This is a genomic window from Ruegeria sp. F5 (assembly GCF_056533845.1).
This window is the reverse complement of the sequence record NZ_JBQFOU010000014.1, coordinates 1-21109: the sequence shown is the minus strand read 5'-3', so window position 1 is coordinate 21109 and position 21109 is coordinate 1. Positions and strand designations below refer to the sequence as shown.

Annotated in this window: 17 protein-coding genes, 2 tRNA genes and 1 pseudogene; 8 read left to right on the top strand and 12 right to left on the bottom strand. The window is 59.5% G+C overall.

Going from position 1 to position 21109, the window contains the following annotated elements; all coding sequences use genetic code 11:
* Window position 1: 1 nt before the first annotated feature.
* Entirely contained in the window at window positions 2-835 is an 834-nt protein-coding gene (locus ACR0K1_RS18630; protein ID WP_480612189.1) for an AraC family transcriptional regulator, read from the bottom strand.
* A 121-nt stretch (window positions 836-956) separates the two neighbouring features.
* Here ACR0K1_RS18630 and ACR0K1_RS18625 point away from each other — a divergent pair, with 121 nt between their 5' ends.
* Window positions 957-1919: an acetyl-CoA carboxylase carboxyltransferase subunit alpha gene (locus ACR0K1_RS18625; RefSeq protein ID WP_480612188.1), complete on the top strand. Its 963-nt coding sequence runs from the start codon at window positions 957-959 to the stop codon at window positions 1917-1919.
* A 4-nt stretch (window positions 1920-1923) separates the two neighbouring features.
* Here the strand turns inward: ACR0K1_RS18625 and ACR0K1_RS18620 are convergent, their stop codons facing one another.
* The 3 genes from ACR0K1_RS18620 to ACR0K1_RS18610 all read right to left on the bottom strand — a co-directional run bounded on the left by ACR0K1_RS18620 (window position 1924) and on the right by ACR0K1_RS18610 (window position 4540).
* Complete coding sequence (locus ACR0K1_RS18620; RefSeq protein ID WP_480851486.1) at window positions 1924-3054, bottom strand: lytic murein transglycosylase; 1131 nt, start codon at window positions 3052-3054, stop codon at window positions 1924-1926.
* 112 nt (window positions 3055-3166) lie between these two features.
* Window positions 3167-3814 (bottom strand): GntR family transcriptional regulator, encoded by a 648-nt coding sequence (locus tag ACR0K1_RS18615; protein WP_480612186.1) that lies wholly within the window; start codon window positions 3812-3814, stop codon window positions 3167-3169.
* Between the two features lie 30 nt (window positions 3815-3844).
* The gene (locus ACR0K1_RS18610; RefSeq protein WP_480612185.1) at window positions 3845-4540 is read right to left on the bottom strand and encodes a M48 family metallopeptidase; all 696 of its coding nucleotides are present in this window, start codon (window positions 4538-4540) and stop codon (window positions 3845-3847) included.
* A 100-nt stretch (window positions 4541-4640) separates the two neighbouring features.
* Here ACR0K1_RS18610 and ACR0K1_RS18605 point away from each other — a divergent pair, with 100 nt between their 5' ends.
* Window positions 4641-4967 (top strand): TIGR02300 family protein, encoded by a 327-nt coding sequence (locus tag ACR0K1_RS18605; RefSeq protein WP_480612184.1) that lies wholly within the window; start codon window positions 4641-4643, stop codon window positions 4965-4967.
* A gap of 141 nt (window positions 4968-5108) precedes the next feature.
* Window positions 5109-5184 (top strand) — tRNA-Ala (locus ACR0K1_RS18600).
* A 199-nt stretch (window positions 5185-5383) separates the two neighbouring features.
* Here ACR0K1_RS18600 and ACR0K1_RS18595 read toward each other — a convergent pair.
* From ACR0K1_RS18595 to ACR0K1_RS18585, 3 genes are all read right to left on the bottom strand, one after another.
* Complete coding sequence (locus ACR0K1_RS18595; protein WP_480851485.1) at window positions 5384-5641, bottom strand: hypothetical protein; 258 nt, start codon at window positions 5639-5641, stop codon at window positions 5384-5386.
* 134 nt (window positions 5642-5775) lie between these two features.
* Entirely contained in the window at window positions 5776-6591 is an 816-nt protein-coding gene (locus ACR0K1_RS18590) for a DUF2189 domain-containing protein (protein ID WP_480851484.1), read from the bottom strand.
* Between the two features lie 537 nt (window positions 6592-7128).
* The gene (locus ACR0K1_RS18585) at window positions 7129-8955 is read right to left on the bottom strand and encodes a BCCT family transporter (protein WP_480851483.1); all 1827 of its coding nucleotides are present in this window, start codon (window positions 8953-8955) and stop codon (window positions 7129-7131) included.
* 446 nt (window positions 8956-9401) lie between these two features.
* On the opposite strand from ACR0K1_RS18585, the gene ACR0K1_RS18580 reads away from it, so the two are divergent.
* The 3 genes from ACR0K1_RS18580 (at window position 9402) to ACR0K1_RS18570 (ending at window position 11817) form a co-directional block, all read left to right on the top strand.
* Window positions 9402-10316 (top strand): LysR substrate-binding domain-containing protein, encoded by a 915-nt coding sequence (locus tag ACR0K1_RS18580; protein WP_480851482.1) that lies wholly within the window; start codon window positions 9402-9404, stop codon window positions 10314-10316.
* Between the two features lie 90 nt (window positions 10317-10406).
* Window positions 10407-11567 carry an aromatic ring-hydroxylating oxygenase subunit alpha gene (locus ACR0K1_RS18575; RefSeq protein ID WP_480851481.1) on the top strand — a complete coding sequence of 387 codons (1161 nt, stop codon included), beginning with the start codon at window positions 10407-10409 and terminating at the stop codon, window positions 11565-11567.
* Window positions 11545-11817 (top strand): hypothetical protein, encoded by a 273-nt coding sequence (locus tag ACR0K1_RS18570; protein WP_480612178.1) that lies wholly within the window; start codon window positions 11545-11547, stop codon window positions 11815-11817. The genes ACR0K1_RS18575 and ACR0K1_RS18570 overlap by 23 nt, the downstream gene beginning before the upstream one ends.
* A 43-nt stretch (window positions 11818-11860) precedes the next feature.
* Here ACR0K1_RS18570 and ACR0K1_RS18565 read toward each other — a convergent pair whose 3' ends face one another.
* On the bottom strand, window positions 11861-12043 hold the full coding sequence (locus ACR0K1_RS18565; RefSeq protein WP_480851480.1) for a hypothetical protein: 183 nt from the start codon (window positions 12041-12043) through the stop codon (window positions 11861-11863).
* Window positions 12044-12135: 92 nt separating this feature from the next.
* Between ACR0K1_RS18565 and ACR0K1_RS18560 the strand changes: the two genes are divergently transcribed.
* Window positions 12136-13110, top strand: coding sequence for an alpha/beta fold hydrolase (locus ACR0K1_RS18560; RefSeq protein ID WP_480612177.1), 975 nt, complete (start codon window positions 12136-12138; stop codon window positions 13108-13110).
* An 84-nt stretch (window positions 13111-13194) separates the two neighbouring features.
* Window positions 13195-13271: transfer RNA gene (locus ACR0K1_RS18555), tRNA-Met, on the top strand.
* Window positions 13272-13821: 550 nt separating this feature from the next.
* Here ACR0K1_RS18555 and ACR0K1_RS18550 read toward each other — a convergent pair.
* From ACR0K1_RS18550 to ACR0K1_RS18535, 4 genes and pseudogenes are all read right to left on the bottom strand, one after another.
* Window positions 13822-13899: pseudogene (locus tag ACR0K1_RS18550) on the bottom strand (IS5/IS1182 family transposase); the annotation flags it as partial.
* Window positions 13900-13953: 54 nt separating this feature from the next.
* Window positions 13954-15984, bottom strand: a complete 2031-nt coding sequence (locus tag ACR0K1_RS18545; protein ID WP_480612176.1) for an ankyrin repeat domain-containing protein — start codon at window positions 15982-15984, stop codon at window positions 13954-13956.
* Window positions 15985-16156: 172 nt separating this feature from the next.
* Window positions 16157-19768, bottom strand: a complete 3612-nt coding sequence (locus ACR0K1_RS18540) for a TIR domain-containing protein (protein WP_480851479.1) — start codon at window positions 19766-19768, stop codon at window positions 16157-16159.
* 192 nt (window positions 19769-19960) lie between these two features.
* Window positions 19961-20956 carry a helix-turn-helix domain-containing protein gene (locus ACR0K1_RS18535; RefSeq protein WP_480612174.1) on the bottom strand — a complete coding sequence of 332 codons (996 nt, stop codon included), beginning with the start codon at window positions 20954-20956 and terminating at the stop codon, window positions 19961-19963.
* Between the last annotated feature and the right edge of the window lie 153 nt (window positions 20957-21109).

The following is a 21109-nucleotide window of genomic DNA, read 5'->3' as shown; positions in this document are numbered from 1 at the left end:
GTTACTTCAAAGGCAGGCAGATTTCCGTCAGCAACTCTTCGGGCGCGGTCTTGCGCGGGTCGTTCAGGTAGATTTCGTAACAGGGCTGATCGGCGGGCTCCTCACCGGACCCTGGCAACCAGTTGCCGAACAGGCTGTGATAGGCCGCTGCAAGACCTGAATATGGCCCCTTGTAGGTCAGGACAGCGGTTCTGCCGCCGGGGATCTGCATCTGCTCCATACCCTCTGGCACGGTATCGCCGTTGAATTCAGCACCCGCAAAGCTGCGAAGCTGATCCTCGGGCACGTCATCGGGACTGTCGAGGTAGAGGCCGATCATCGGGCCGACCTGCGGCCAAAGCTGGCGGGATTCACAAAGGGCGCTGAAGGCCTCAAAGCTTTTGCCGATCTCGGCATAGGGGCCTTTGTGGGGCAAGGCGATGACGCGGCGGGCGGGTTCTGTTCGGGTCGTGACGGGATGCATCGGGTATTCTCCGGTTTTGAAATTGGGTTGGGCCGGCAGAAATTGCCCCGCCTTGCGAAAGGCGGCGGGGCTGCTGCCATAGGCCTCGGTAAAGGCCCGCGCAAAAGAGTTCAGGTTCGGATAGCCCACCAGGGTCGCAACCTCGGCAACAGGTTTTTTGGTGCGCAACAGCCATGTGGCCGCCCGGTGCAACCTGACCCGGCGCACGGCCTGCGCGCAGGTCTCGCCGGTCAGCGCCCGGAACACGCGATGCCAGTGAAACCGCGACATGGCGGCGACATCGGCCAGCGCGTCCAGCGACAGATCCCCGGCGGGGTGGTCGTGGATATACTCCAGAACGCGCAGAATACGATCTTCATAGCTGGCTGCCATCGGCATCCTTCCTTTCCCTTGCCCAACCGGGATCGCATATTCCGTCTCCGCAAATCTTGCTGAGTTGCATTCCGGTGGCGTCAAGTTCATATAGCGGGGAACTTCCGCGTTGAGAGGCGTCATGACCCAGTATTTGGATTTCGAAAAACCACTGGCCGAGATCGAAGGCAAGGCCGAGGAACTGCGCGCCCTTGCCCGCGCCAACGAAGAGATGGACGTGGCCGAAGAAGCCGCCGCACTGGACACCAAGGCGGCCAAATTGCTGGAAGAACTCTATGCCGATCTGACGCCGTGGCGGAAATGTCAGGTGGCACGGCACCCCGAACGGCCCCATTGCAACGACTATGTCGAGGCGCTGTTCACCGAGTTCACGCCTCTGGCGGGCGACCGGAACTTTGCCGACGATCTGGCCGTGATCGGCGGGCTTGCGCGGTTCAACGATCAGCCGGTGATGGTGATCGGCCACGAAAAGGGCAGCGACACCAAATCGCGGATCGAGCGCAACTTTGGCATGGCCCGGCCCGAAGGCTATCGCAAAGCCGTCCGCCTGATGGAAATGGCGGGGCGCTTTGGTCTGCCGGTGGTCACCCTGATCGACACCGCAGGGGCTTATCCCGGCAAAGGGGCCGAGGAACGCGGCCAGTCCGAGGCCATCGCGCGCTCGACCGAGATGTGTCTGAAGATCGGCGTACCGCTGGTGTCTGTCATCATCGGCGAGGGCGGCTCGGGCGGGGCTGTGGCCTTTGCCACCGCGAACCGCGTGGCGATGCTGGAACATTCGGTCTATTCCGTGATCTCGCCCGAAGGCTGCGCCTCGATCCTGTGGAAGGATGCCGAGAAGATGCGCGAAGCGGCCGAGGCGCTGCGCCTGACCGCGCAGGACCTTTATAAGCTGGGTGTGTGCGACCGGATCATCACCGAACCCAAGGGCGGGGCCCATCGGGATCGTCCGGGCACGATCGAATCCGTGCGCGCCGCCATTGCCGCCATGCTGAAAGAGCTGGACGGCAAAGATGCGGCGGCCCTGATCAAGGACCGCCGGCAGAAATTCCTGGATATCGGCTCGAAAGGGCTGGCAGCGTAACCCGTCAACCGCCCAGACGCCGCAGCAACGCCACCGATGGCGCGCCAGTGACGGCCAGCCCGTTGGCCTGCTGATAGGCACTGATGGCCGACTTGGTGTTGTTGCCGATCACCCCGTCCGCACCTTGCGTGTCATAACCCGCCGAAGTCAGGCGGCGCTGTAGCTCTTTGCGATCCTCCAGCGTGAGGCCGGTCGCATCCGGCCCGAACGAGGCCTGAAATGGCGCGCCCCCGGCGATCCGGTCCGACAGATGTCCCACGCCAATCGCGTAGCTGTCCGAGTTGTTGTACCGCTTGATCACCTGAAAATTGCGAAACACGGCGATGCGCGGCCCCGGCGTTTGCCGCTGCAATACTGCAACCGGGGTGCCGGAAACCGTACCGACCTCGCCACCCCAGCGCTGCCCGCGCACCCAGCCCGCGCGGGCCAGATAGGCGGCGGTCGAGGCCAGCGAATCCGCCGGATCCTCGGACCAGATATCGCGCCGCCCGTCGCCGGTGAAATCCACCGCATAGGCCAGATACGAGGTCGGGATGAACTGCGTGTGCCCCATCGCGCCCGCCCAGCTTCCGGTCATGTTGGCGGGGGATGTGTCGCCCTCCTGAATGATCTTCAGAGCCGCCACCAGTTGCTTTTCAAAGAACGCCCCGCGCCGCCCGTCGTAAGCGAGCGTTGACGTGGCCGAGATCACCGGCACATCGCCGCGCCGCGCGCCATATCGGCTTTCCAGCCCCCAGACGGCGACAACAACTTCTTTGTCGACCCCATATTTCGCTTCGATCTGCGACAGGGTCCCCGCATGGCGCACCATCATCTGCTGGCCTGTGCTGATCCGCTCGTCCGAGGCGGCAATGGCCAGATAATCCTCGAGCGAGCGTTTGAATTCGACCTGATTGCGGTCGCGCTCGATCACGCCGGGCAAATAGCCCGCCCCCTGAAACGCCCGGTCCAGCGTCGCCTGCGAAATCCCCTGAGACGCAGCGCGGCCCTTGAAGCTGGCAACCCAGGCGTCCCAGCCTGCGTTTGGAACCGGCCGCATCCGCGACGCAGGCGCGCGCGAGGCGGTGCCGGTGTCAGAACAGGCGGCCAGCAAGGCCGACCCAAGCCCGATAGAAAAGGTCCGTCGATTGATCATGACTGAAATCTGCTCTTGTTTGTGATTTGCCTCAGCGTATCGCAGTCCGGGCTGGCAGGCCAGAAATTCACCCGCCCACAGGCGCTCAATCAACCGGTCGGCGATATGCCGCTTAGCTGACCAGCATCCGCAGCCCCTGCGTCACGTCCGAGCGCACCGCAAGCCGCAATCCGGGCTCATCCCCGGCCTTCAGCGCGGCGATGATCAGCTTGTGATAATGCGGCGGTTCGGTCCGGCGCAGGCGGCCATAAAGCGCCCGCATCGTGGGACCAAGCTGCAGCCAGACGGTTTCGGCCATGGCCAGCATCGCCGGGGCCTGCGCGCGCAGATAGAGCGTGCGGTGGAATTCGAGATTGGTGCGGATATAGCCGACCGCATCCCGTTTCGTCACCATCTCGGCCACGTTCATATTGATGCTCTGCAACCGGTCGATCAGCGCGATATGCGCACGCGGCAAGGCGCGGCTGGCCAGTTCGACCTCGAGCAACGCGCGCAAGGCCGCCAGTTCCTCGATCCGGTCATTGGTCAGTTCGGGGGTCGAGACCCGCCCCGATGTAGACAGGGACAACGCGCCTTCGGCGGCCAGGCGGCGGACGGTTTCGCGCGCAGGAGTCATCGACACGCCAAATTCCTTGCCGATCCCGCGCAGGGTCAGCGCCTGTCCCGGCGCGATTTCTCCGTGCATGATCCGGGATCGCAGGGCGCGGTATACCCGGTCATGGGTGGCGGTATGAGAATCTGAGGGGCGCGTGGTCAACATCCCCCCATGTGATCACAAAAATCCGCAGGGTCAACTTTTAGACGGTTCAAACCGGTAGCGATGCAGCGCCGCACCATTGTCGCGCAACCAGCGGCGCGGGTCTTTGTACGGGCCATACAGCCGCTCGACCTGCGCCCAGAACGCCGGAGAGTGGTTCATCTCGGCCAGATGCGCCACCTCATGCGCGGCCACGTAGTGCAGCACGTCAGACGGCGCCAGGATCAGCCGCCATGAAAACATCAGCCCGCCATGGGACCCGCACGAGCCCCACCGGGATCGCGTATCGCGCAGTGTCAGGCTGGTATAGGGACGGCCAAGCATCGCCGCATAATCGTCGCAGGCTTCGGTCAGCCGGTCCCGGGCAAGCTCTTTCAGGAACCGCGCCAGACGGCGCGCCTCGGCCCCGGCAGGAACCGCTACCGCGTCTGGCTGCAACAGCACCCTGCGCCCGTCCGCCGGAACGATTCGCCGTTCGATCCCTTCGATTGGGATGACCTGCCCGAACTGAACCACGGCCGGATCGGGCCGGTCCAGCAGGTGCTGGCGAATCCACCCCTCTTTGGTCTGCGCAAAGCTCAGCGCCTCGGCCTCGGGAACGCCTTGCGGATAGGTCAGCGTAACCCGCCCGTCCAACTGGGAAATCCGCAGGCTGATGCGCCGCGCCCGCGCCGATTTGCGCAGCGTCAGCGGCACCGGCGGCGTCCCCGGCAAGGCGTGCTTTCCCATATCCCGTCCTTCCCTGCGCAAAGGCTTTGACAGTCCCCGCCGCTTGTGGCACGTGAACTGAATCTTTTAGACGACTCACCTGATATCAAGGGGATTTGACATGCCCAAGGAAGAATGGGGCGTAAAGCGTGTTTGCCCGACCACTGGTAAGCGGTTTTACGACCTGAACAAGGACCCGATCGTCAGCCCCTATACGGGCGAGATCGTGGAGCTTGAGACCGGCAAAAGCCGGATGATCGCCGCCGACGCCGAAGATGCGGCAACCGCCAAGGCGCGCGAAAAAGCATCGGAAGAGGATCTGGTCCTGGATGACGACGACAATGTCGATGTCGAACTGGACGATGATCTGCTGGACGATGACGACGACAGCAACGATGATGTGTCGCTGGACGACATCACCGACATGTCGTCGGAAGACGAAAACTGATCCGGGTCCGAGGCGGCCTGACCCGCCTCACCACCCCTCCCGACGCGCGGTGCGGATTCTTTTCCTCAAAGCTATTTTTGGACTTGCACTCGCCCCCGCTGTCTCATAAACGTCCGTCCACCGCAGCAGCGGTACCTTAGTGGGGCCTTAGCTCAGTTGGGAGAGCGCTTGCATGGCATGCAAGAGGTCAGGGGTTCGACTCCCCTAGGCTCCACCAAATCCCAGCAACTCAAAAAGTTAGTGCGCATCAGAACGTCGGCACGGCGAGAGAAGCTGCAGACCTGTCTCTCACCGTCCAGACACGGCATACTAATTCCGTTGGCCAGCTAATCGCGCTTGCGGCAACGCTTTAAACTGAAACGCACGTTTGGGCGGAAATCCTTGGAAAACTCATTCCCCTCAAAAGACGCTGGTCATCAGGCGGTTTTATAGAGCTTTTTTGCGTGCCTACTCGCGGCATATTGAGTATTTATAGGAGCCATTTTTTGGGCGTCAAAGTTATTACCAATAAGTGGCCTTGGCACCTTTAAATCCGACATTCCATTTTGCTCAAAGAAAAAAGTGACCGCTTTTGCTTCGACAAATCGTACCCAAGCACCCTTCTTTGCGGTTAAGCGATTGAGTTTATTTGTGGGGGTAGATTTGACCAGAAACTTCATTCCTACCTTAAACATGTCTGCCTCCCTTGATCGACCGACACTCCAGATGTTGTCTGTCGGTTCTAGTCAGGCTTGCCTGAACGCCCCGATTTATCAAGGTTTTATTGCTTCGAACAAACCGCCGCTGCCCAAGGTGATGGCCGATTAGGTCACGCCTCTGCCCGAGGCACGGCCCTCTGATACAGGTGCCAAGTGGTGTGGCCGAGGATTGGCAGGGTGAAGATCAGACCCAGGAACGCCGGAACCAGTGACAGCAGCATGGTGACCGAAATGATTGCTGCCCAGCCAAGCATGACCACCGGGCTTTCCGCGACAACGCGAAGCGACGTCAGCATGGCGGAGACGAAATTGGTTTCCCGGTCCAGCAGCATGGGCATGGCGATGACGGTGACTGCAAACAGGACAGCCGACAGGAATGCTCCGACGCAGGTGCCGATGGCAAGGAAGGTCCATCCCTGCGGCGTGAAGAATACGGTGTGCAGGAACCCGTCAAAATCCGAGAAGGAGGCATTCTGCAGGATGATCGCCAGCCAAAGACGGACCTGGTAGATCCACACCCAGAAAATGAACAGGGTGACAAAGGCCATCCAGCCCATTTCGCGTTTGCGCTGATTGGCCATGACGGTGAGGATTTCTGACCAGCCGAAACGCTCGCCCTTCTGCAATCGGCGGGACATTTCGTAAAGCCCGGCGGCGGCAAAAGGGGCGACCAGCGGAAAGCCTACAATGGCGGGGATGATCATCCAGATCTTGCCGAGCCAGACGAGGCTCCAAACCAGCAGGATGCCGAAAACCGCGTAGAACAGGCCGAAGAAGCCGCTCATGGCGGGGCGTGCCAGAAAGTCGGAAAACCCGGCTTTCAGCGACGCGGTGATATCATCCGCCGTCACTTCGTTGACCTGCGGTACAGTCGGCTGCGGTTTCAGATTGTCCGGCGGTGTGGACCCTGCGGTTTCGGATGTCATGGCACACTCCTCCCAAAGCATGGCACCGCGCTGGTCCGTTGGCCAACAGACCGGCGGTGAAACAGGCGCGCCTCCTTTGCAAAAACTGTGCATCAGGCGGGGCATTAGGACAAGGGGCAGGATGGCTCAAAGCCGCTGTCGCGTCCCGTTACCCGAACACCACCGCCGCCTGAAACCTTAATCATTGTGGCGGAACAAATCCTACAACCGACACGTTGTCGCAATAGTTATGCCCTGATCTGTTTCTATCAGCAATTAGTCCTGCCGATATGTTTATTAGTCCGTTTTTAACGAGGGGGTTTTCGGCGGGATAGGGGGCGAGCGTTTGGTTGCCCTTAAAGTGGCCCAACCACTCCCCCCGCCTTGATAACCCGGAATGCAATATCGCGATTAGGTGGCCTGGCTGTCCCGCCAACCACAGCGTCGCAAAGCGCGGCGAGAGTCGGGCGCCTCATTCGGACGCCCTTTTTCAGCCTATCAAAAAAATCGCCGCCCCGGATTGGGGCGGCGTTTGTTGTTTTGGTTATGCGGCTTGGCCTATTCTGCGGCCTGTGCGGCGGGGTCATCGTGTTTGTCACGCAAGCCGTCCCGGAACAGGGCCTTGGCGAGCGAGATACACATCAGACCCATCACCATGGTGAACGGCAGCGCGCCGATGATCATGGCATTGCGCAGCGCATCCAGCGGGTTGTTCTCACCCGCGGCCAAGATCAGCGCGCCGATCACCGCCGTCAGGATCAGACCCCAGATGATGCGGTGCTTGATGCCCGTCTCCTGACTGCCGCCCGACATGATGGTGTTCATCACCAGAATGCCCGAATCCGCCGAGGTGACCAGGAAGGTCATGATCAGGATCACGCACATCACGTTCAGCATCGACAGCAAGCCACCGTCCAGCATGTAGGACAGCGTCACGAACAGCTTGTTGGTGTTCGATGCGCCGATGATCGCCCCTTCGGCTGTGCCTGCCAGTTCAAGGTCGATCGCGGTGCCGCCCAGAACGGTCATCCAGGCAAAGCACACCAGCGCCGGTGCGAAGACACAGCCCAGGATGAACTCGCGAACGCTGCGACCCTTGGAGATGCGCGCCAGGAACAGGCCCACAAATGGCGAGAACGCGATCCACCAGGCCCAGTAGAAGGTGGTCCAGCCGGCCTGCCAGCCGAACTGACGCCCCTGCTCACCAGCGGCATAGGCAGCGGCCAGCGTGGCTTCGTCCAGCTCGGCCACTGCGCCTTCCAGACCGTCCTTGAAGCCGTCGAAGCTGCCCCAGGCGTTGGTTGCACCGCCCATCAGGGCTTCGGCATGGGCCTGCGCTTCGGCGGGCAGGGCCGCTGCAAAGGCCTCGGCCGAGAGCGGGCCATAGGACACGAAGCTCAGCGAGATGTAGTGCAGGATGTAATCCACCATCGCCGAGCCATAAGTGGTCATTGCAAAGACGAACGATCCGAACACCACAAACGTGCCCAGCAGGATGATCGACAGGACCAGGTTCAGGTTCGACAGGTACTTCACGCCCCGGCCAACACCCGACACCGCCGAGATGATCGACAGGCCCATGATCACCACCAGACCGGCAATCAGACCGACCTTGGAAGGTGCAGGCACATCGCCGCCCAGATCCATGATCCATTCGACCCCGGTGATCGCATAGACACCGTCGATGAACTGGCTGATACCGTAGCCGATGGTCACCGAGACGCCCAGGATGGTCGCGACCACGCCCAGAACGTCAACCACATGGCCCAGAAACCCGTTCATCAGCTTTCCAAACAGCGGCGTCAGCGCCGAGCGGATGGTCAGCGGCATGCCCCGCGTATAGGCGTAATAGGCCAGCGACAGACCGGTCACCACATAGATCGCCCAGGCGTGGAATCCGTAATGCAGATAGGTGTAGCGATAGGCCGACTGCACCGCCTCGGGCTCATTGGCTGCAACGTCACCGGCAACCACCACGGGGTTCGACCCCCACAGGCCCAGCGGCTCGGCGGTGGCAAAGACCATCAGGCCCACGCCCAGACCGGCACCAAACATCATCGAGAACCACGAGAAATTCGAAAACTCGGGCTTTTCCCCCGGCGTTCCCATGATCCGCTTGCCCGTGCCCGGGATCAGCGCGACCGCCGCGAGAAAGAAGAAAAACAGCCCGACAATCACGATGTAGAAACTGTTGAACACCTCCAAAATCTGGAAGTTCCAGCTGCCAAGGGTGCTGTTGGCATTGGCCGGAAACACCAAAGCCCAAAGCACCAGAGCAACCATGATACCTTTGCTGATCAGCGCAATCGGCACACTGTTATTCTCATAAAAACCGCTATCCGCGGTCTTTATCTCCAAATCCGTAAACGGTTCCTTTATCGACATCAGCTTCCTCCCGTGTCGTCGATCCGCGCGTGTTGAACTGCTGCTATGCAGCGGTGACACCCGCTATTCAGTTCTTATCTTTTCTTTGTATTTCAGTGTTTTATCTGGATCAGAACGGCAATCCAGGTGTTTGCTTCGTCTGTTCATCGTCAATCCTTTGTCAGTTCCTGACCGCCAAACCCCAAGGGGTTCAGGCAGAAGCTATTGACGGTTCCCGAGGCACTGTTTCGGGCCGGGTGTCGAATAAGGCGTGTCTTGGTTCGTCTGCCTACAGGCTCATCCCCCGTGCCATGTGAATAGAACCGACACTTTTTGCCGGTTTGGCGACCCATAACGCAAACCTGACGCTCAAATGCACCTTCAACCAATCATTTACTGGCCTTCAACAGCAAAAATTTTGATAGTCACACGAGGCCACCTCACCCGAAGCCAACAGCCAGGTCAAAATGTCCAGACGCCACTACAATCTTCCGCCGCTCACGACCCTGTCGGCTTTCGAGGCCGCGGCACGGCATATGAGCTTTAAGAACGCCGCCGAAGAACTGTCGGTCACGCCGGGCGCGGTCAGCCACCAGATCAAGGCGCTGGAAGGTGATCTGGAAACGGCGCTGTTTCAGCGCAAGCATCGGGGGGTCGATCTGACAGAAGACGGCAAGGCGCTGTACGAGGCGATGTCTTCGTCTTTCAGCCGCATCTCCAAAGTGTTGGCAACCATTCGCGACAGAACCTCGGGCGACAAGGTGACTGTGGGCGCGACCACAGCCGTGGCCGCCCTGTGGCTTTCCCACGCGATCATCCGGTTCTGGCGCGAGAACCCGGATGTCAGCGTCGATCAGATATCACAGGATCGCCCCTTTCGGGACCGGCCGGACATCGATTTCTTTATCCGATATGGCCGCGACAGTGACCCGACCCTGTCGAACACCCCGTTGTACCGCGATCATCTGATCCCGGTCGCCAGCCCGGACCTGGCCGAGCGACTGTCCGGGTCCAGCCTGAAGGAACTGGCGACCCAGCGCCTGATCCACCTGCATTCGGAAGATCGCAACTGGACCACATGGCCCGAATGGTTCCAACAATTGGGATACACCGGCACCATACCCGTTGAATCGCGGGTCAACAGCTACGCGGTCGCGCTGCAACTGGCCCGCAAGGGTGCCGGACTGGCGTTGGGATGGCAACGTTTGATCCATCCGATGCTACGATCGGGAAAACTGGTGGCCATCGGGCCGCATCACCTGACCGCGCCCAATCAATTCTACCTTGTCGGTCGCCCTGACGACGAGCTTTCAGACAACGCCCGCGCGCTGAAAACCTGGATCATTGACGAGGTTCGCAGCGGCTCGGGTGAAATCAGTTAAACTGTTGATGAGCATTTCTGATATTGCGCCGCGCCCGCCGACCCGGCCAATAGAGTATAGTCAGGGTGATCCCAGCCTCAGGAGAGTTCGATGAACAAGCTTAGCGCGCTTTCGTCCGTTCTGGCCGATGTCAACACCGCCAACGGTCTGCCCAACGAACATTACGTCGATCCCACGGTCTTTGCCGAGGAACGGCAATCCGTCCTCTATTCCAACTGGTCCGGGATCGGGTTCGGCAAGGACGTGCCCGAGCCAGGCGACGCCAAGCCGGTTGATTTTCTGGGCATGCCCCTGCTGATCGTGCGGGACCGCGACGGCGAGATCGGCGTGTTCCAAAACACCTGCCGTCATCGCGGCATGATCCTTGTGGACGCGCCGAAAAAGATCGGCGGGGCCATCCGCTGCCCCTATCACAGCTGGTGCTACAGTCTGAAGGGCGAGCTGCGCGCTACCCCTCATGTCGGCGGTCCGGGGCAGAACAAGCACGAAGACGTCGACAACAAGGACCTGGGGCTGATCCGCATCCGATCCCATGTCTGGCGCGATGTGATCTTCGTGAATGTCGACGGCACCGCGCCTGCGTTCGAAGACGCCCATGGCGCGCTGCTGGACCGCTGGGCCGAATTCGAACAGCCCCTGTTCCACGGCGGCGACGTGTCGTCCTTCAAGCTTGAGGTCAAAACCAACTGGAAACTGGCGGTCGAAAATTTCTGCGAAAGCTACCACCTGCCCTGGGTGCATCCCGGCCTGAACAGCTATTCCCGGCTGGAAGATCACTACAACATCGAAGCGCGCGGGCACTATTCAGGACAGGGCACGCTCGTTTATCGGCAGCTGACGGGCGAAGACGGTGCGACGCTGCCCGATTTCGCAGGCCTGAGCGATCAGTGGGACGAAGGCGCGGAATACATCGCGGTCTATCCAAACGTGCTGCTGGGCGTGCAACGCGACCACAGTTTCGCGATCATTCTGGAACCGGTAGATCACGAAAACACCGTCGAACATATCGAGCTTTACTATTCCGTAAGCGAGACCGAGACCCCGGAACTGGACGATTTGCGCACCGCAAACGCGCAGCAATGGAAGGCTGTCTTTGAAGAGGATGTCTTCGTCGTCGAAGGCATGCAAAAGGGCCGTCATGGCATGCTGTTCGACGGCGGGCGTTTCTCGCCCGCCATGGATGGGCCGACGCACAACTTCCACCACTGGGTTGCCACGCAGGTTGAAAATGGCCGAACCGCAGCCGAGTGACGGCCGCATCGACGGGACAGCCGACCTTGACCGCCTGCTGCTGGACGCGCATGCCAGAAACGACGTTTGTGATCTTGTAAGGCTGTACACATTGGCGGCGGATCACCGGGAACAGGCCGGAGACATCGACGCCGCCTGTTTCTTCCTGACCCACGCCTTTGTCTTTGCGCTTGAGGCTGGCGCCCCGCAAGCCGACGCGTTGAATGCCCGTCTGGTCGGCCATGGCAGGGCAGACAGGCTAACGTTCTGACCGATGCCGCCCGTGCGGTTGACCTGACTTGGCGCTGTTCAGGTCAAGTCTGACGCAGATATTCCTTTTCAACCACGTTTTGGTCAGTGCGGACGCGCGCTTGGACCACGGCACGGATCGCCTCAATCGACAACGACCGGATTTCATCCGGAAGCGCAAAATAGCCCAACATTCCGATCGGGCACACAGGTTTCCGCGTGGCCGACGAGGTCGAAGGGCGGGACATCACCGGAACGGTTGGCGAATTCGAAAAGCGCGTGGCACAATCCGGGCACGAGCATTACCATTCAGCCTTACCCCCAAATCGGGACCCGCAATATGACCACATTTCTGACTATCGTCCTTGTGATCGCTGCATTCTTTCTGGGCATGCACCTCTGGACCCGGAAACTGACCCGCGCGGGCAGCATCCGCGTGCCCCAGCCGGGTCAGATTATCCCCGTGCGCGGCGGCAGTATTCACTATGTGGAACAGGGCGATCCCTCGAAACAAACCCTTGTGATGATCCACGGGCTGACCGGCCAGTTGCAGCATTTCACCTATGCGCTGGTGGATTTGCTCGCCGATGACTACCATGTCATTGCCCTCGACCGCCCCGGCTGCGGATATTCGACCCGCGACACAGCCGATCTGGGCCGCCTGCCCGAACAAGCCCGCATGATCCAGGAGTTTCTGGACACCAAAGGCGTCACCGACGCGGTTCTGGTCGGCCATTCGCTGGGCGGAGCCGTTTCGCTGGCCATGGCGCTGGACTACCCGCACAAGGTCAAGGCGCTGGCACTGCTGGCTCCGCTGACGCAGACACTGACTGTCACACATCCGGTGTTCAAACCGCTCGAGATTCGTACCCAATGGCTACGCAGCTTCATCGCCAACACAATCGCCGTGCCCATAGCAGCCAAAACCGCGCCCCATACGCTTGACACCGTCTTTGCCCCCGAACCGGCCCCGGCCGATTTCCTGGACCGCGCCGGCGGCGCGCTGGGGCTGCGCCCGTCGGCCTATGTGACCGGATCGCAGGATGTCGTGGGCATTCACGAAAGCCTTCCCCCGCAAGTGGCCCGCTATCCAGACCTGGCCGTGCCCGGAGGCATCCTGTTCGGCGCGCAGGACATCCTGCTGTCGCCTGCGGACCACGGCGCACCGATGACCCGGTTCGGCCTGTTCAACCAAGAGATCGAGGGGCTGGGACACATGATCCTGATCACCGCACCCGCCCCCTGCGCCGCTTTCATCCGCCGCGTCGCCGAGGGCCCGGCAGACAAGGCCGAAGCCGCTGGCACATCGGGATAGCCCCGCACCCAAAAGAATCCGGTTTGCAGGGTCATTTCCCTCTTGACCCTCTCCTGCCCCTCGCTTACATCGCCTCTCACTCGTGGCGGAGTAGCTCAGTTGGTTAGAGCAGCGGAATCATAATCCGCGTGTCGGGGGTTCAAGTCCCTCCTCCGCTACCATTAAATCCCTAGAACATATCATATTCTTGCGACGACACCTCGGAGTGCAGGCTTTGACACGCGCCTGATTTTTGTGCGTTTTTTGTACGTTGTTCTGAAAAACTGTGTGAATCGAGCCGAAACGCATGGACTGCGCGTCGGATTCCTGGCTCTGCTCAGCTCCAAACCGTAGCGCGTTTTAGCTCGAACAGAGGGGCATCCTTGGGTGCCCCTTCGTTCAACAACAACTCATAGGTCAGCTTTGAAGTGACCGGAGGCTTTAGCCCAGCCGCAGCGCATGGTCGCTTCCCGCCCTACTTACACAATCCCTTTGATTTCTCCCAATTCAAGCGCCTGAAAAGGAATCTAAATTTTCCAACAACGACAAAGCCATGCCTACGTCATCGATTAGACCACGCATCATCGGAAAAGGTTGGGAGGGCAATCTTTGCGCCACTGGGCTTGCTGGATGTCGGCCCTCGCGCAAGCGTGGATCAGGCGTTGTCTCGATTGGCGACCAAGGGGTGATACCTATATCGCTCAACCGCTTCCAACGAGCGTGCAAGGTCTAGTGCGGACCGTGTTCTTTGGGCGCATCCTGCCAGCGTAAACCGTTGTGGTTGATGGAGATAATACCGCTGTAGGCGCGCCATTTGAGCATCCCTGAATCATGACACAACACGGAAATCAACAGGCCCTGACCCTAATCGCCACCTCCGCCGCCATCGAAACCGCCATCAAAGCCGCCGCCTTCACTGCCATCCGGACCTTCTGAACCACCGGACTCCGCATCAAACTCGGCGTCCGTCATCACTGCTGCCACGTCCATTGCGGTTGCGGCTTCGGCATAAACGGCAACGCCAACTGCAGCGGCAGCGACGGCCGCAGATCCTGCTGCTGTCCCTGCAGTCCCGCCTGCCGATGGCCCCGACGGCGCAGGACCGCCCGCATCGCCGCTGTCGGGGCTTTGACCGTCAGCTTCGTTCGCCGGTTCAGGGCTGTCATCTTCCCCGCCAGAGTTCGGCTGCTGGCTCTGCTCGAAGGCCAAAAGCGGCATTGCGTTTATATCGATACCCAGCGGCCCGTATTCCCGCAATTGCCCTTCGGGGCTGAGACGGAACAGAAAACCAGCACCGCAATAGGGTGGTAGTTCCAGACCCCGCAGGTCTTGGCACAGACGCATCCTCTCCCAGTCTGCGGCTGTGTCGCGCGATTGCGATGGCGGTGGGGCGATAAACAGGGTTTTTGCAAACCAGCCGCCTGTCTCCAGCATGTCGATTTCGTCCAGCACACCTTGGCTGTCGGCAGGGATGATGATGACCTGACCGGCGTGGGCAATCATGTTCTTGGCAAGCTTTTTCCAATCCTCATCGGTGGTTTTGAGGTTGACCGTTCCCTGCGAGCTTTCCTCTGCATTCAGCGCGTAAACGTTGGCTTGGCTGTGGAACAAGTTCAGCATGATCAATTCGAAATCCATTCCCCCGACAACAAAGCTGCCATCAAAGTCGAACGACCGCAGATACACGATGCCGCCTTCGGCAAACTGCCCACCCCGCCGCAAATCGGTCGATTCGTTGATATGCTGGGATAGCGCAGACTGCCTTGCAAGGATACGCTGGCGGAGTAAGCGCCGCGCGCCCCATGCATAGGTCTCGATTGGTGCCAAAACCAGGCCCATTACGATGTAGAAGCCAGGTACGACGCCTAGCACGAGCGCGGCAATTGTTCCCAACGTCTCGGGCAGAAAGCCGTACAATACGTACACAAGCCACGCCCAAACGGCACCTCCGATCGCGACCGCTATAGCTGCAAGCGGCGCTACCAGGGCCAATCCCAGAAGCAGTCGCGTGTTGCGCTTCGCATCCTCTGGATTCTCGAGCTCGGCATCCAATCTGGCCAGCTGCGCTTGCGATGTTGCCCGAACGATCCCTTGCACGACGCGCAAGGGTGACCCGGCTGACGCCAAAGCACCGGCTTCGGGTAATGCTTCCTGATCCTGCGCCGAGCGGGATGACAGAACCTTAAAATGACGTATCAAGAGAAAGGTGAGGATGAGATAAAATGCCAGACCACCCCAAAGCGGTGATCCGCCGACGACCACAGTCACCACAGCAATTCCGAGGATCGCGACAACGCCCAGAACGCCGATGACGTTTGGTTCATCCTTTGAAACCAAGTTCAGGCGTTGAAAGTCGGGATCAGCATGCAGTCCGGGGTCCGGCAAATCGGACCTGTCCAGCTGCGCCAGTTCTTCCGCTCTGGTGGACAACTCGCGGGCTGCGGCGGCATCCTTGTCGTCGTGACGAGCACGGGCGAAATCAACGACGCTGCGCCCGTCAACGTCGATTGCATCGAATTTGGCACCTGCGTCTTCAAGGGATTTTATCAACTCGTCCCGGCCGCGATAGAAGGCATAGTGCGCGGCCACGCGGCCATTGGGATCGGCCAGGTCTGGGTCGGCATCGTAATTCAGCAGTTGTTCTACGATCTCCTGCCGCGCGTTTGCTGCGGCGTAGACAATCGGAGGTACGCCACGAAGATCACGGGCGTTTCCGTCAGCACCTCGCGCCAACAATGCTGCTGTCCGCTGCACATCACCGACGCACACCGCTTGTGTCAGCGGGGTGTGGCCATCTGCAAAAGGCAAATCCAGAATGCCTTCGGGCAATTCGTCCGGCAACGGTGTCCAATCAGCAAGTGCCCGGGCTGCGGGGCTCAGAAATCGGTTTTCCATAATATGGGCAAGTTTAGCAGTCCAATTCAAAACAGGATATTCGAAACTGTATCACCAGCTTCCGACAATACTGGTTATCCGCTGTTTCTTGCTGCCTTTCATCTGTGGTGATGGATCAACGAACCGTCCTGACACGGTCAATTCTCAGCGTGCCAACGAAAGCAGGAAGGGGTCAGACCTTGGTTCCGTGTATCCGCAACATTTGAACACGCCCCACATCGTCGCCAGCCACAATGCAATCGCCGTCAGGGGTAAAGGCAAGCGCCGTGACTATGCTGTCTGTGCCAAACTCAGCCAGAAGTGAGCCCTGTTTCAGGTTCCAAATGCGCACAATCGCATCGGCAGAACCGGTGGCCAGAAGCTTGTCCGACGGTCCGACGGCCATCGCCGAGGTCGCACCCGTTTTGAAGGACCGCACTGTCTGACAACTCGGGATGGCGACAAGCTCGCACCTGTCGCCGCCTGCGGAGGCGACAAGATGTTTGCCGTCAGACAAGATCGCAAGGTGACCGAAGCTTTGATCGGTTCGACCGGATACCGCGCCGCCCCGCTTGTGCAAATCCCAGACCAGAAGGCCCTTCGCGTCGGCAGCCGCAAAAGCAAACCTGCCATCAACCGAAAGCGCCACGGCGGCTATTGTCCGAAGGTTCGGCTTCATGGGCGAGGATCCCCTGAGCAGCGTACGAACTCGTTTGTTTTGGTCGAGGTCCCACAGCGTCAAAACCCTGGGCCAGCTTCCGCAAATCGCCAGCCGATTGTCGCCGCTGAGTGCAATAGAATCTGCGAACTCGATATGGCCCATGTCCTCAGGTTCGGCAGTATTGAGAGGCCAGGATTTCAGGTCCTGATCACATCCCAGGATAAGCCGCGACCCGTCGGGGAACACTGCGGAAGACCGAATTTGCAGGCCGTCATCATACGCGTCCGACCATTGCCGAACCAGCCGACCAGACGAGGCTTCGCGGACATGAACCTGCGCATTCCAGGACGTTGAGACCACTGTCTGCCCATCCGACGATACTGCCAGTCCGGTAATCTCTGCGCCGTGTGCGGCTGGTGCCCGGCTGGACCCGATCTGGCCCGCGTCCCAAACACGGGCCGAGCAGTCGTCGGCAGCCGATGCGATCCGTCTGCCATCGTGCGAGATATCGAGCCCACGAATATAGCCGTTGTGGGCTTGGACGGTGACCGGGCGCGTTTTTCCCTCAAGCGTCCAGCGCCTAAGTGATCCATCGCCCGATCCCGACCAGAGGTGATGTCCTGACGGATCGAAGGCAAGAGAACGTACGATGGAAGTGTGCCCCTCAATCCAATCAGGGTCTTGCCCGGTTTCCATGTTCCAAACGGCAATAAGACCATCATCGAACCCCGCGGCCACAAATCGCCCATCCGGGCTTGCCGCAACCGACCAGGCAGCCGCGTTGGGATGCAAGCCCAACTTCCGCAGCTTGCGGCGTTTTTCGATGTCCCAGAGCGTGACTTCACCGGCGTCATCTCCTGTAACAGCGCGGGATTTGCCCAGAAAGGAGATCACATTGATCGTGGCTTTGTTCCGAAGCTTTGCAAGGCGATGACCTGTGGATACGTCCCAGAGGGCAACACCGCCATCACACGCGGTCAATGCCAACTTACCGTCCTCGGAAATAGCCACGGCCCAACCTGCGTAGCCGTTGCCTTTCAACGTCCGGACCTTCGACCAGGTTGGAATATCCCAAAGCACCGGATCGCCGCGGGATACCCCAAGCACTGCAAGACCGCACGCGTCACAGACGGCGATGCCATCGGCACCTTCGGACCCGAAAGACGAGGCACGGATCGGCTCACCGGTATTGGCATCCCATTCCTGCAGAATGCCTTGGTGCCCTACGGTGAGAAGGAACCGAGCATCGCCATGAAACGCGCAATCTGTCACGGTCGGTCGGTCGTGTACCAGGTTCAGCATAGGGCTAACGCCTGTTTTCCAGACTTGACTGAGGTAAGGCTGCGCCAAGGTTTCAACCAGCACCTGCGCCCGCTCTGCCAATCCGGACTGACCCAGTTCCTGGGCGCGTTTCGCAATCTGCTGCGGCAGAAACGAAGCTTGTGTCCCGGATTGCCGGTCGCGCAGAACATGCTGCTCCTGCTGCAGTATGGTAAGCACGGTTTGCGTGCGCGCCGCATTTCGTGAGTTTGAGCTCGCCTCACCGAGGGTAAGCGCGTTGCTCAGATCGCCTATGACCTCGTCAATTCCCCTGAGTCTGTAATTCGCGTCAAGCTCCGAGGGATCTTCGTATGACCGCGTTAACTGATCTCTTGCCGCAGCGCCGACCTTTTGCCAGTTTCGTTTCCGCCGATGGCGGACAAAATCGCGCACCACGGGATGGAGACGCACGGAAGCGCCACCCAAACCCTCCAGCAGGTTTGCGTCGATCGCCTCTTGCAACGCGTCCCGGATTGGCGTGTCAATTCCGTCGGCTGCATCGCGAAGGCCGCTCATCAAACCAATACGCGCGATTGGCACATGCGCGTTTTCCGGGTGGGCGGCCACAACGTCGAGCAGATCGCTCGTGTGATCCAACTCCAGCAATTTCCACTGGGCACGAAGGGCGGGGCCAACGCTGAGATTTGCGTAGGCAGGAAGCGCAACTTTCCTGAGATGCGCTTTGGCATGAGTAGCGTCCAGACCGTAGCGCCTGAGGTGTTTCAAATAAGCCGCAGGTGTCGCGGCGGGCTTTCGCTTGAGAAAAGCAGCAGCGAGCGAAAGCGCCAGAGGCAATCGACCCAGAGCCTCACAAACCTGCGCCACCGCCGCATCCTCCGGGTCAATGTCCGGCCGTTTCGATGTAAGCAACTTCCGCGCATCTTCGACAGGCAACATGTCGATATTCAGAGCATTGAACTCATCGATACCAACACGTTGCCGTGTCGTGAACAGCACGCGGCATGCAAGGTTGCCCGCAACAGCCCCACGCCCAATCGGTCTGCGGTTGAAATCGATGACATCGCCGACATTGTCGAGTATGACGAGCGCCTCCCGGTTGTCCGTGATATGGCGCACGAACTCATCTGCCGCATCCAGAAGACTGTCGTGCGAGCGTTTGCTGGTGCCCATACGATGGGCTAAGGCGGCAAACTCAGCAGTCCAATTTGTCGCCGCGGCATTCAGCATGAACACCCCATCCGGGTAGTGGTACCGATACCTATGGGCATACTCGACGGCAAACTGGGTCTTGCCGATGCCACCCATCCCGCTGATGCCGGTTGGTGGCGTTCCTGTCTCCCCGGCCGTCATGAGCGTTTCGTGCAAATTCAGAAATTCGGTGTCGCGTCCCAGAAAACCTCGAAGACGGGGATGGTCGACGCGGAATGGAATACGTCCGCCTGAGCCAGAGCCTGGACCAACATCTTTGAGAAGGCGCGCAATTCCGGCATCGCAATCAGGATAGAGGCGGATTGACTGGATATCCCGCAGACCAAATACATCGGATTTCTTTTCGGTCGCATCCAAGGCGACGGGAAGGATCGGTTTGTGGGCCTTGGCCGCCATCAAAACCTCACGCTTCACCCATTCCGAGCTCAAGGAGTCTTTGGATAGGAACAGCAGGAACATGTCGCAATCGGCAATCCCGCGCCCGATTGCCCGCTGCCAGCCGTCCCCGACACGAATACTGTGATTGTCGAACCAGGTAGAATGCCCTGCGCCATGAAGACGGTCGATCACAATGCCGACCGTTTCCGCGTTGGCGCGAGAGTAGCTGACAAACAGATGCGCGATATCCAACCTCAACCGTTCGAGCCGTATCACATAGTAACGCGATGTTACTGCAGCGGCCAGATACGACCGATGCCCCCACGTCTTTCTATCCGCAATCGCTCTCGCGGTACTGGTGATCTGTTGACTATGAGTGCTGACGCTAGAGGTTGCGCAAACACGCTGCCCCGCTCAAATAAAGTTAATCTGACAAGATCATTGCGATTAACAGACCGCTATTCGGTTTTACTGAATCCGAGCGACCCCACTATACCTCCAATCCCTGCGCTCTTCCGGTCTCGATCCATACTGTTTGAAAAAGGCGCGGGACATGGCTGAACGAGAAGAAAATCCTGTTGCAGTGGCGATTTCCATCAGCGGCATGTCGGTGTGCTGCAATAAGCTGCTTGCTCTCTCCAACCTTAACTCTTTGTAGGTATCCAGAAGCTTTGCACCGGTCTTGCACAGATATCTTCTTTGCAGTTGCCGTGTGGACGTACCCACCCGTTCCGAAAGCCCGGAAATGCTCAGGGGTTCTTCGATATTCTCCAACATGGTCGTCAAGGTGAGAATGACCAATTCGTCGCCCTTGGCTTTGCGAACCAGTCGATTGGCGAACCGGCTCTCGATGGATTGCCTCGGTTCGGTGAGCCCGATATGCCTGCGCAGCGCATCGGCAAGATATTCACCATGATCCATGGCAACAAAATCGGCCAGCAATCGAAGAGCGCTGATATGTGCGTTTGCGCTGTGCAATCGCCCGGTGGCGGAAAAGTAAGTTGCAGCCCCGCAATCCCTTACGCCCGCTTCTGATGCCGCGACTTCAAAACTTGAATGAACCGCAGCTATCTTTCGGTCCGAATTGTCCGTATTGGCCAACAGCATGACGGCACCTCCGACGAGGAGTGTCCGGGGCGACAGGCTCAACACCCGGGCAACCCATGATTTTTGATCACCTGCCGGGTACCATGCGCATTCGGCATTACCCCAAAGAATTGCCGTCCGCCGGGCCCAGAAGAGAGGTCCGCCAGCCTTTTCTTCGGCAACGACACGCAGGGTCACAAAATAGGTTTGTTGGCCAATCAAGCTGTTCAAAGCGCGGTAGAATTCCACGATCGCTTCTGCCGATGCTCTGTCCTCATGGCAACGCAGAATGACATCGATGTGCCGAGCGCACCCGGTCGCTGTATCATCTGTTTCGCTTGTCGTTACTTGATCGGTTTGAACGGCGTAGTGCTTCATCTGAATTGCCAAGCTTGTTTTGATCTGCTCCGACAACAGAGCTGTGCGCTGCCTTCAATGTGCCCCGCCCGATGTCGGGCGGGGTTTTTGTGATTTACTCTGCGGCGTCTTCGTATTCTGACATCGGGGGGCATGTGCAGACGAGGTTTCGGT